Below are 12681 nucleotides of genomic sequence, written 5' to 3' on the forward strand. Positions count from 1 at the left end.
CTACGCTAAGGCTTGGCTTTGCCAAGTTTTCTTTATGCGAATGTCTTGTTATCAACTTTCAAGCCTTTGTTTTGATTAACCAATTGGTTGTAAGCGAACAGCGCGATCGCTGTGTCTTGAACACCGGTACCTGTCAGATCACACACCGTAATTTGATTGTCATCCTCCCGCCCTATGATTTGCTGAGACGTCAATTGACCGATTTCAATCACGGCAGAATCGTCTTTCAGAACACCACTGGCCAGTGCATGATGCAGTTCACCTAACCTTGCACATTGTGCTTTCGTATCACATACCAATCGATCGGCTCGTGCTAAAACCTCTGCTTCTATTTCCTGTTTATGTTCGGCGTCTGATCCCATGGCGGTAATGTGCAAACCCGGATAAAGCCAATCCGCTTTGATAACGGGGTCGTTTGCAGGTGTTGTCGTTATGACAACATCACTTTGTCGGACAACAGTTTCTGCGTTATTAACCGCCTGGACTTCTAATCCAAGCTCAACAGACATTTCCTTAGCATATTGTGCTGCACGATCGAGTGAGCGGGAATATACAAGCACGTTCTTAAAATTCCGCACGAGCTTCAAGGCGTGCACTTGATATCTTGCCTGGTCTCCGGCACCTATGACACCCACTGTTTCAATGTTATCTCTTGAAAGATATTTAGCTGCGATCGCTCCTGCGGCTGCCGTGCGGATATGTGTCAGATAACCATTGTCGAGTAGAAGTGCCTGCGGAATTCCCGTCTGGGTGCTGATCAGCATCATCAGTCCGTTTCCACTTGGCAATCCAAGCTTATAGTTATTGAAAAAGCCTGAAGAAACTTTGATCGCAAACATTTCTTTTCCTTTCACATAGGCTGTTTTTACATCCACTTCCCCATTTTGGTCATGAAGATCGACTCGCATGATCGGCGGCATCGTGACATCACCGTTTGACAATTTTACGAATCCTTCTTCAATAATCGAAATCGCTTCTAGATTCAATTGGACATGATCTCTAAGTTCCTGTTCAGTAAGGATAAGCATGTACTCTCAACTCCTTTACATGTATTAGTAGTTTGTAAGCAATCCATCTTTGATGATCAGTTGCCGTGGAAGCGATGCGAATGTCTCGCAACTGTCCTCCGTCACCCGTAAGGCTTCGCTAGCTTCAAACCCGTAATGATCCAACCAGATGCCAGGAATCAGATGGAAGGTCATATTAGGCTGAAGCACCGTTCTATCCCCTTTACGAATACTTGCTGTATGCTCACCCCAGTCTGGCGGATAATTAAGTCCGACAGAATAACCGAGACGAGACTCTTTGATGATTCCACTTTTCACGATGGTCCTTCTCCACGTTTCTTCGATTTCCTCACAGTAAATGCCGGGTTTGATCATATCGAGGCAGGCGTTCAATCCTTCAACCACTACTTCTGAAAGTGCGCTGACTTTTACTGTAGGCGGACCGATATTCAGTGTTCTTGCAAGAGGAGAATGATACCGTTTATAACACCCTGCCAGTTCCAAAATGACAGCATCACCTCTCTTGTAACGCTCATCTGTCCACGTCATATGCGGAGTCGATGTTTTCTCTCCGGAAGGCAGTAACGGGACGATTGCCGGATAATCACCACCAAATTCAGAGGTACCGGAAATTTGAGAGTGGAAGATCTTTGCTGCAACGTCACACTCCCTTACACCTTCATCAATCATCTCAATCCCTGCCATCATGGCATTTTCTACGATTTTTGCAGCCCGTTTCATATACTCGATCTCAGTATCGGATTTTATTATTCGAACCCAATTAACAAGTAACGTGGCATCTTGAAAAGAAGCATAAGGTAATCCTTTCTTCAGGTGCTCGTAACATTTGGCAGTAAAATAGTAATTCTCCATCTCCACCCCGATCGAGCGACGTTCCTGCCCGATCTGTTTTAAAATTTCAGCTACAAAATCCATCGGATGTTTTGAATCTGACTGAACATAATCGTCGGGGTACGGAATGATGTTTTCATGGTAAATCCAGGTGGTCAGCTTAGCACCATTTGCATCCTGTCCTCGACCGATCCAAATCGGTTGATCCTCATCATCAATGATCACAAGCATTTGATGAACATAGAATGACCACCCGTTATATCCAGATAAGTAATACATGTTTGCAGGGTCGGTGATGAGCAATACTTCAATACCATTGGAAGCCATTTTTTCTTTGGTTTTCCGAATCCGATCTTTATACTCTTCTGTTCCGAATGACATGAGGGCATCCCCCTTTTACTCTGTAGTTATTTTAATTTTTAGAATATTGTGATTTTGTTTCATTATAGTGAATAAGAGATGAAAATTTCATCTGCAAAAATGTATGAAATTTTCGAAGCTGTCTTAGTCAATTTTGCAGCAAACAAATTGGACAGGACAGAAAAACCTGGATGGAGTTAGGACTCCAACCAGGTTTTGATTCATAACATTTTATATTTAAAGATTTTTTGATAAGCCGATTTTCCAGGTTTTGATACTTAAATCCAGTAAAAATAAATTATCCGGATCGATTAAGGAAAGACCGGTCAGTGTTTCAATTTTTCGCAGGCGATATAGTAGTGATTGTCTGTGTAAATTCAATGCCCTTGATGTTTTGCTTACATTTCCTTGGTACTGGTTATACGTACTGAACGTCCCTATCAAATCCATGTTTCTTTTCTCGTCATACTGGACCAATGGCTCGATCGTTGACATGATGATCTGCTTCATTTCGCTGTTTTGGGAAAGACTTAGAAGTACCCGGTCAACTCGTGTATCCTCATACTTCATCCGCTGGCCAATTCCCTTTTTCCTTCTGCCAATCTGTAATGCAGTCTGAGCATGGTGATAGCTCTCTTTAAACCCATTCAAATCATGTTGATAGTCCCCACTCCCCCATGAAATCACTACACCTGGAAGCAGGTTGCGCAATCGCCGATCAACGAGATCCAAGAAATCCGCAGGGTTCTCACTTATCTCATCTCCCGTTGATTCAAGAAAAATGATCAAATGTTCACCTTGATAGGTCATCATTACTTCCCGCGCTAGTGATTGTCCAGCATATACAATTTCCTCTTCTATATAACGAATCATACTTTTAAACCAATGTTCATAGGAATGATACTCTTTTTTCCATTTTTCAAAGAGAGTTTTCAGATTTTCTGGCAGTCCGACGATACAAATATAAGGAACCTTGAGGTTGTAACCCAATAATTGTGCCCTGGAATTCGCTTGGTCTAAAGAGTGGAACTCTCCTTTTGCCAGCTCTTGAACAAAATCACTCCGGAGACGCATTTTGGTATCTTCTACAGCATTTTTGCGAGCAAGCCAAAGGGCAATCGTTGTTGCTGCATGATCCAAAACATTAACCCTGAATTCTGTCAATAAAGATTCAATAGAAGCATCATGAGGAATTGAAACAAATAAGTATCCCTGTGGACTTCCTGAAACTTTCAAAATCGGTAATCTCAATACCGATTGCCCATCGATTTCAAACATTTGGAACTTTTGATACATAGGGTCGTGAGTGACTATTTGTTCTGGATGTTTACCTGTCATTCCGTTAGGCAAAAAATAACCTCTTCCTCTTGTTTCGCTTAATCCTTTATAATTGCCGCTTTTCCCCTGTATGGCTCCTGCTTCATCCGTCAATAGGATGGGGTATCCGGTATGTTTTTGAATCGAACTCAAAATATACGGCAGCTCTTTTTCTTGTAAAATCAAATTCAAAAGCTCTTGCTGGACTTTCTCTGATTTTTGTCGTTCCTCCCGATTGATCCCGTTCAGTATCGCCATAACTTCTTCAACGATATTTGCAAAACGCACTTCCCAGGGAATTTCGATTATGATGAAATCCCTCTTTTCCGCTAACTCGATGACTTCTTGAGGAATATCGAAAATGTGTCGTCCTAAGGCAACGACGAGAGTAGATGCTTTAGAATCAATGATGTCTTGTACAAATTGTTTTAATGAATCTAGATCCTGCCCGCAGCCAATAGCTGTACTTAGGACAACTTCATTTTTGCGGACAAAATTTTCCACAGGCATTTCAATCGCTGAAATCCATTGAACATAGCGTTCACTTAGGATTCCTTGGCCTGTTCTTACCCTTGCACTTTCCATGATATCTAGTTCTATGAAGTCCTTGACTGTCAAGCTCACATTTGACCTCCTCTGTTCTTATTTTTCAGAGGTGTTTTGAATTGTCCTTCTTACTATAATCTTGGATGATATGTTGAAGTACAGATAGATCCACATTGTTACCACTAATAATGACGGCAATCGCACCATTCTGTTGAGCAACATGATCACCTAGGAGGGCTGCTATACCCGTTGCCGCAGCTCCTTCCATGATCAAGCGGTGATGATCCATCATGAAGGCCATGCTATAAGCGATTTCTTCTTCAGGTATAAGGATAAGGTCATCCATATATTGCTGTACCATGTGGAATGTATATTGGTTGTCACAACCTATACCGCCTAGCAAACTATCTGCCAGTGTATTTTGTTCATCCAACTGCACAGGCTTCCCGGCTTTCAAACTTTCATACATGACTGCTGAATGCGCCATCGAAACGCCAGTGATTTTGATTCCAGGATCGTTTGATTTCAGTGTCATACTGATTCCCGAAAGCAAACCACCTCCTGATAGCGGGATGATGACATTTGACAGGTCGGGAATTTCTTCTAATAATTCTAGACCTATGGTTCCTTGACCGGCAATGACATGTGGATCGTCAAATGGTGGAATAACTGTCATTCCTTTTTCTCTTTCTAGTTCATAGCAACGGTCCCCTGCCCTATCTTGACTCTCTCCATGAATTTCAATTTGGGCACCGAGACTTTTCAACGAATCTACTTTCGATTTGGGTACTCGTTTGGAAATACATATGACAGCTTCAATACCTAACTTTTTTGCAACATAAGCGACAGCCATACCGTGGTTTCCTGTTGAAAACGTGACAACTCCTCTTTTTTTCTCCTTTTCATTTAAACGTAATATCTTGTTAGCTGCTCCTCTTACTTTGAAAGATCCTGTATTATGTACATTTTCAAGTTTTAAATAAACAGGGCGTCCTAATTTGTCAGAGAGTATTTGCGATTCAAGTAACGGGGTCTTATGAATGAGAGAGGAAATTCTTTTCTTTGCGGCCCAAACATCCAGGATGGTTACTTCGCCTTTTCCCTTTCTGGAATTCGTTAAATGGTTCATTCTTTATCCTCCTTTTCACAATACGTTTTCACCCTGTTTGATCATGGCATTATTTTCCCTATTATAACTTTTACCCACATAACCTTGTCTAGATTAAATTTTGAAAATAATAAAAATTCTGCACAAAGAAGCACATGCTTTATATTTGATATCTGCGTTTTAGCAAATAAATCTCTTAGGAGTTTCAATTAGTTTAATCATAAAAAAACCTGCCCTTCAGGAATATCCCTATGGCAGGCTTTGGTATTAATAAAATTTGTTTTCATTTATCCTTCGTCAACACTTTGTTGTAATTCTTTCAAACTATCTATGGTTGACTTGGTGAGTTCTTTCACTTTTTCAACATCGGGTTTATCCTTTTGTGATTCATTAATTAGTGGATACAGGCTTTTTTCGACCTTTTCATAATGGTCCGGATGATTTTCTTCAACTGTCTTTTCAATCAGATCCCATTCTTCCTCAATTGTCTTTCCGTTTTCATTTATTTTTTTGATATCATCAGAGGATTGGTCAAGAGTTGTTTCCATGGATTCTACTGTACCGATGAAGTTTTCAACCTCAGAGCTCAACTTCTTATCAGGTTCTCTGTCTTCGCTTTTTTTCTCTTCTTTATCGCCACTTTCATTTTGGCTTTGTTCAGCGTCATTGTTGTTTTCCTGGTTTTCTTCTGATCCACAAGCTCCAAGGAATAGTCCAAGGACTAGAATGAAACTAAATAAGTGAAGTCGTTTCATGATATCCACCTTTCTAATTAACTAGGGGTTTTGCAAGATTTTGTACCACGTATTCTGATACATTAAACAAACAAAGAAGGAATTCACCAATTCGAACTAGGTAACCCCTGGCTTTACTCCTATTTAAATGAATAGACGGTTTTGTCGAATAAAGTCAAATGTTGATAAAAGCGTTTATGTACATATACTATGGAAAATGTTTAAGTATTGCTGGGAAATGTACATAATACGAAGATGTATCTAAATCTCTAGCAGACAGTATTTAACATGAAGTCGACTTTTATTGTTGCTTCTACAAAATTTACTCCCATTTTAGTGACTTAGCACTTTAAATAAGTATAGTTATTGCGTACAATGTTACATAATCTATCCACTTCCCTACAAAACGACAAAGGAGTTTTTCATGATGAGTCAAGACCTAACCATTGTAAAAAGCACACACTTGCAGCAAAAGCCGAGAGCCGATGAAATCCGATTCGGCAGAAACTTTACTGACCACCTTTTCATCATGGATTATGAAGTGGGAAAAGGCTGGTATGAGCCGCGCATCGTTCCTTATGAGCCCCTGACATTGGATCCAGCGGCAATGATTTTCCATTACGGACAAACCGTATTTGAAGGATTGAAAGCCTATCGGGCAGACGATCGTATATTACTGTTCCGTCCAGAGAAAAATTTTGAACGGCTCAATCGTTCCAGTGAACGTTTGAGCATTCCATTGATTGATGAAGAGCAAGTAATGGAATACTTGAAAGAATTGATCAGATTGGAAAAAGACTGGGTACCATCGACGCCAGGTACCTCACTATATGTCCGTCCGTTCATCATTGCAACGGAACCTAATCTCTCTGTCGCTCCATCTAAAACATATAAATTTATGATCCTCCTATCTCCGGTCGGACCTTATTTTTCAGGAGGACTTACTCCAGTGAAAATCCTTGTCGAGGATAAGTTTACTCGTGCTGTAAAAGGTGGTACCGGTATGGCAAAGACTGCCGGGAATTATTCTTCTGCCTATCAGGCTCAAGCGAAAGCGTACACTCAAGGCAATGCGGATGTTCTGTGGCTTGATGGAATTGAAAAGCGGTACATTGAAGAAGTTGGGAGCATGAATATCTTCTTTAAAATAAATGGTGAAGTTGTCACTCCGGCTTTGAACGGAAGCATTCTGCAAGGAATCACAAGAATGTCCGTCATCGAGTTGTTGAAAGAATGGGATGTCCCGGTTATGGAAAGAAGGATATCAATTGAAGAATTATACCAGCATCACGAAGATGGAGAACTAGAAGAAGCATTCGGTACAGGAACCGCTGCTGTCATTTCACCGGTCGGAGAATTGAACTGGCTTGGAAAGAAAATGGTGATCAACAATCACGAAATAGGTGAGTTATCCCAGAAGTTGTATGATACAATCACCGGTATCCAAATTGGAAAGGTTGAAGACCGCAACGAATGGACAGTTGAAGTTAAATGATATTTAGGAACATGGCACTTTCCAAAATGGAAGGTGCCATTTTTATTGTTGGTATTTACGAAATTCACTCCTTTTCCACGGGCGATCTGCAAGGCTCCTCGCGAGTTCCTTGCTGTGGGGTCTCGCCTGGCTCGCAGTTTCCGCAGGAGTGTCGTGAATTTCGGTAAAATCAAACTTAATTAGAAATCAACAGTATTATTTATCTGTGCCTTTATTAAAAGAGAACGGTCAAACTCCTATTATCAACAAAAACGAGGCTGAAAATTGAGAAGAACTATCCATAAGCAAAAATGGATAGTTCTTTCAGTGAAATATACATTATCTCACATTCATTTCACTTGGTTTTGGACCTTTTCGTTCGTTGCGATCCAACGAATTGATCTTCTCTATTTCTTCTCGGTTGAGTTCGAAATCAAATACTTCAAAATTCTCTTTAATACGAGATGGTGTTACAGATTTTGGAATGACGATCGTATCGTTTTGCAAATGCCAGCGAATGATGATCTGAGCGGGAGTCTTATCATATTTCTTTGCTAACTCCCCTATCATTTCGTTTTTCAATACTTCTCCACCCTGCATGAGGGGGCTCCAAGCTTCTACATAAATACCAGTTTCACTTCCAAATTTCTTAAGTTCTGTTTGGGCCAAGAACGGATGACATTCAATCTGGTTCAGTACGGGTGTAACTTCACATTCATCTAGCAAACGTTGTAAATGATCCTGATCGAAATTACAGACGCCAATCGCTTTTACACGACCATCATGGTACAATTTTTCCAGTGCTTTATAGGTTTCTACATATTCATCAAACTCGGGAGTCGGCCAGTGAATTAAATATAAATCGACGTAATCAAGTCCAAGTTTATCAAGACTCTCATCAAATGCACGAAGCGTATTTTCATACCCCTGGTCCGAGTTCCACACTTTTGTTGTAATGAACAACTCTTCCCGAGGGATGCCGCTTTGTTTAAGAGCCTCTCCTACTCCACGTTCATTTCCATAGATGGCAGCTGTATCAATAGAACGATAGCCAACCTCAAGTGCTTTTTTCACTGCTGGAACTGCCGCTTCATCTTCAACCTGCCACACTCCAAAACCTAACTGTGGCATCTTTACTCCATTATTCAGTGTCACATATTGCAAGTTGAACCGCTCCTTTTTCTAATGGGAATAAAACAAGTTTATCAATTAACCCTATGGATTTCATGCTAAACGACTTCGAATACGGAAAAGAACATCCGCTGAATATGGAAGTTCCTTTTACAATATCCTATTATTTAATCATCCTTTATAGAGTTGAGCATTTATTGCAACGACTACTGTACTAAGCGACATTAATACTGCTCCCACAGCTGGGCTTAATACAATTCCAATCGGATATAATATTCCTGCTGCAAGGGGGAGTGCAATAATGTTATATCCAGCTGCCCACCAAAGGTTTTGGATCATTTTCCGATATGTCCCTTTTGATAGTTCGATGATAGAAACAACATCTTCTGGGTTACTTTTCACTAAGATAACATCTGCCGTTTCCATTGCAACGTCAGTACCAGCACCTATAGCAATTCCGAGATCTGCATTAGCAAGAGCGGGAGCATCATTTACACCGTCCCCTGTCATTGCAACTTTTAAATCCTTCGCTTTTATTTCTTTTATTTTGTCAGCTTTTTGATCTGGTAGGACCTCCGCATATATTTCATCCATACTTATCTGTTCTGCTACCCATTGCGCAACTTTTTGATTATCACCTGTCAACATGATTGATTGGATGTCCATTTCTTTCAATTTTTCAATTGCACGTTTGGCACTTTCTCTTATTTGATCTGCCAGAGCAACCATCGCTGCTAATTTATTTTCAATCAGTACAAAAATCACTGTTTTACCTTCTTCAGACATCCTTTCAAATTTCGCAGTATTATAGGTGATATTGTTCTCTTTAATATAGCCTGGGCTTACTCCGCTCACTTCTTTACCTTCTACCTTTCCAACTAGACCTTTACCAGTCAAATACTCGAATTCTTCTGGAGGTTTTATCGAAATCTCTCTTTTTTTAGCTTCCTCCACAATTCCTCTTGCAATTGGATGCTCTGACTGATTTTCAAGGGAAGCAATCAACTGAAGAACCTCATTTTCGGTATAATCACTTTCTATAATAATATCTGTGACACCGAATTTCCCTTCAGTTAATGTCCCGGTTTTATCAAAAACGATCGCTTCTAAGTTCCTCGCTCCTTCAAAGCTTGCTCTATTCCTTATAAGCAATCCTTTTTTAGCTGAAAGGGCTGTTGATCTAGCGACAACGAGCGGAGCAGCAAGTCCAAGAGCGTGCGGACAAGCGATTACCATGACAGTCACCATTCTTTCAAGAGCGTATGAAAATTCATAACCGATCAACAGCCAGATGGTAATCGTAGAAAAACCAGCGGCCAGGGCAACATAGAACAACCATTTGGCAGCCCTATTAGATAAATCTTGTGTCTTTGATTTCGATTCTTGCGCTTCTTTCACCATATTTACTACCTGGGACAGATAACTTTCATCTCCGGTTTTCTCAACCTTAACGGTGATGGATCCTTCTCCATTGATTGAACCTCCAATCACATTTTCTCCTTGGTTCTTTTCAACTGGAACAGATTCACCGGTCAACATGGATTCATCTATGGAGGATTGCCCTTTTACGATGACTCCATCGACTGGTACCTTTTCACCTGGTTTTATAAGTACATGATTTCCTTGTTCAAGCTCAGATACAGGTACATCTTTCGTGTCCCCATTCTCTTCAACCAAGTGAGCTTCTGAAGGCATCATTTTCACTAACTCTTCTAAAGCTTTGGATGCTCCCATGACAGACTTCATCTCTATCCAATGTCCGAGGAGCATAATATCAATTAACGTAGCCAGTTCCCAAAAGAAGTTCTTTTGAGCTAGTCCAAATACAGCAAGGGAACTGAATCCATATGCGACTACAATTGCTAAGGCTATTAAAGTCATCATACCTGGATTCTTGTCTTTAAATTCATCTACCATCCCAGTTAAGAATGGCCATCCTCCATAAAAGAATACGAATGTGGAAAGGAGGAAAAGCAAAATCATATCACCACTAAAATCGATTTGAAAATTCAAAAACTCCTGGATCATCGGGGATAGGATCAAAATCGGAATTGTAACCCCTAATGAGATATAAAACCTTTTTTTGAAATCATCAACCATTTGGGTGTGATGATCATGGTGATCATGACCGTTGCTCTGCCCATCATGGTCGTCATTATGACGATGGGCATGCCCCGCGTTATCTTCTCCTTTAGTATTTGAATGATTAGAATGATGGTCGGAATGATTCATTGTTCCACTCCTTTCTGAGCCACTTTGTTTTTTCAGAACTTAAGATTTACAAACACAATGCTATTCTTATTTCTAGTGTGGATTAAAAAATGAACTGTATCCCTACTCATGTAAGGAGGGTACAGTTCACCTACTATAGCTACACCAACTTAGCTTACCGCACATCGGTTTGGTCCGACTTCCATTTCCTGTTCTTCTTCTTGATCTGGATCTTTCTTCCCCATATTGGTTTTCCGTATTTCCTCGTGGCTGTTTGGTTGAGGAGGGAGATTATCTGTGACCATATGATTGAATTTTTCCGCATCCTTAATATTTAACCGATTATTCTTTTCATAAAGGCTGCCCAAATTTTCTTGGACACTTCCATCTTCCTTCATTTCATCCATTTGGCTGAAATGTGCAGGTAATACCGTTAGATCCATTGAAAGTTTCTGATACCGTTCGTATAGCGTATTTCTTAAATCATCTACCCATGCGTCAGCTTTTCCTGCTAAATCCGGACGCCCGATCGATTCGACAAATAGGATATCTCCAGTAAGAAGGTACTGTTCATCAACAATTAAGCTGGTACTGCCAATGGTGTGTCCTGGTGAATATAGTGGATCGATCGTTACGTCACCGACTTTGATTGGGTGATTATTTTCTAACGGTTCATACTGAAATTGGACACCCTCATCATCCTTAGGCGGGAACCAATAGGATGCACCATTCTGTTCAGCTAACTGAGGGCTGCCGGAGATATGATCGGCATGAAGATGGGTATCGATGACAGCTTTGATCTTCCATCCTTTTTGATCTGCAAAATTCTGATATACATCAATCATCCGGTTGGAATCCACGATCGCCACTTCCTCATTGGATTCAATTAGGTAGGATAAACATCCTTTTCCGATTCTGAGGAATTGATAGATGGTTCCTCCTTTATTCGTCTTACCTATTTCAATCGGTTCAAGATGCTCGCTCCATGCCGTCATTCCGCCTTCTACATAGGTTATTTTCTCATTCCCGGCTTCCTCCAGCTTTTCAACAGCATCCTGTGACGAAATTCCTTTTGCACAGATAACGTAAATAGTTTGATCTTCGGGAAGTCGATTTTTTACATCCTCTACACCATTTTTCAACTGATTGTAAGGGATGTTCATATTTCGTACAGTCTCACCCTCGATCGACCAATCTTCATAATCCTCTTCCTTACGTATATCAAGGAGAAATACTTCTTCCTTATCTAAAATTTTTGCTACGAGTTCTTTCACTGTCAATGGTTGTAATGCCATGTTATCGCCTCCATCCAGTCAATAGTTTTCCCATATCTCATTGTTTAATAAGGCATCCTTATACATGTGTACCCCGGTGCGTATTTTCTCTAACATTATGATTATTTTAAAAAAAGGTTGTTTTTGCAAACTTTGTTGCTCTTGCACTTAAAGAAAGTATAAAATACTTTCTTCAGTATAAGGGCAACTAAGGCTCGACCTACAAAAGGCTTGGTCTCGCCAAGTTTTCTTTAAAAGTCGTTGATTTCCGTTCCAGGATGCTCGCTTTCCGCGGGGCGTGCGGTGAGCCCACTCGTCGCCTTGCGACCTCAGGAGTCTCCTTTTCAAGGAAGCATTTGTGCTCCTGCGTCTACAAGAAAGTCCTGTCGAAGTGAGATTCCTCGTCGCATGCCTTGCGAGGAGATTATTCAGGTAGTAGGCACGCTGATCCCGCAGGACAAGGAAAGCTTCGGCAGCGTTACATCACACGAAGAAAATGCGATTTTCATTTTCGAGGAGTCTCGCACCTTGCTCTCCAATCAACTTGCACAATGTGATTTTTTTAAAATGACTCAAAAGCAACAATCTTTTAGAAAAGAGCCTAAAAAAACAGTTTGCAGGTTGATATCTAGCGGGAATACAAGAAATATAATATGAATTCGAGGGT

10 protein-coding genes are annotated in these 12681 nt (G+C 40.6%); 2 read left to right on the forward strand and 8 right to left on the reverse strand.

The window, feature by feature from the left end; translation table 11 throughout:
• Positions 1-32: 32 nt before the first annotated feature.
• From ACTWQL_RS06055 to ACTWQL_RS06075, 5 genes are all read right to left on the reverse strand, one after another.
• On the reverse strand, positions 33-1028 hold the full coding sequence (locus tag ACTWQL_RS06055) for a cyclodeaminase (RefSeq protein WP_443141556.1): 996 nt from the start codon (positions 1026-1028) through the stop codon (positions 33-35).
• A gap of 24 nt (positions 1029-1052) precedes the next feature.
• Positions 1053-2240: a M24 family metallopeptidase gene (locus tag ACTWQL_RS06060; RefSeq protein ID WP_443141557.1), complete on the reverse strand. Its 1188-nt coding sequence runs from the start codon at positions 2238-2240 to the stop codon at positions 1053-1055.
• Between the two features lie 216 nt (positions 2241-2456).
• Positions 2457-4160: a PucR family transcriptional regulator gene (locus ACTWQL_RS06065; protein ID WP_443141558.1), complete on the reverse strand. Its 1704-nt coding sequence runs from the start codon at positions 4158-4160 to the stop codon at positions 2457-2459.
• A 25-nt stretch (positions 4161-4185) separates the two neighbouring features.
• Complete coding sequence (eutB, locus tag ACTWQL_RS06070) at positions 4186-5211, reverse strand: hydroxyectoine utilization dehydratase EutB (RefSeq protein WP_443141559.1); 1026 nt, start codon at positions 5209-5211, stop codon at positions 4186-4188.
• Positions 5212-5477: 266 nt separating this feature from the next.
• Positions 5478-5945, reverse strand: a complete 468-nt coding sequence (locus tag ACTWQL_RS06075) for a hypothetical protein (RefSeq protein ID WP_443141560.1) — start codon at positions 5943-5945, stop codon at positions 5478-5480.
• A 403-nt stretch (positions 5946-6348) separates the two neighbouring features.
• Here ACTWQL_RS06075 and ACTWQL_RS06080 point away from each other — a divergent pair, with 403 nt between their 5' ends.
• Positions 6349-7419 (forward strand): branched-chain amino acid aminotransferase, encoded by a 1071-nt coding sequence (locus ACTWQL_RS06080; RefSeq protein WP_443141561.1) that lies wholly within the window; start codon positions 6349-6351, stop codon positions 7417-7419.
• 318 nt (positions 7420-7737) lie between these two features.
• Here ACTWQL_RS06080 and ACTWQL_RS06085 read toward each other — a convergent pair whose 3' ends face one another.
• The 3 genes from ACTWQL_RS06085 to ACTWQL_RS06095 all read right to left on the reverse strand — a co-directional run bounded on the left by ACTWQL_RS06085 (position 7738) and on the right by ACTWQL_RS06095 (position 12035).
• Entirely contained in the window at positions 7738-8562 is an 825-nt protein-coding gene (locus ACTWQL_RS06085; RefSeq protein WP_443141562.1) for an aldo/keto reductase, read from the reverse strand.
• Between the two features lie 138 nt (positions 8563-8700).
• Entirely contained in the window at positions 8701-10761 is a 2061-nt protein-coding gene (locus ACTWQL_RS06090; protein ID WP_443141563.1) for a copper-translocating P-type ATPase, read from the reverse strand.
• Positions 10762-10910: 149 nt separating this feature from the next.
• Positions 10911-12035, reverse strand: coding sequence for an MBL fold metallo-hydrolase (locus ACTWQL_RS06095; RefSeq protein WP_443141564.1), 1125 nt, complete (start codon positions 12033-12035; stop codon positions 10911-10913).
• A 387-nt stretch (positions 12036-12422) separates the two neighbouring features.
• On the opposite strand from ACTWQL_RS06095, the gene ACTWQL_RS06100 reads away from it, so the two are divergent.
• Complete coding sequence (locus ACTWQL_RS06100; protein WP_443141565.1) at positions 12423-12671, forward strand: hypothetical protein; 249 nt, start codon at positions 12423-12425, stop codon at positions 12669-12671.
• Positions 12672-12681: the final 10 nt, after the last annotated feature.

This window comes from Pseudalkalibacillus sp. R45, assembly GCF_052246725.1.
In the GTDB taxonomy this organism is placed as follows: domain Bacteria; phylum Bacillota; class Bacilli; order Bacillales; family Fictibacillaceae; genus Pseudalkalibacillus.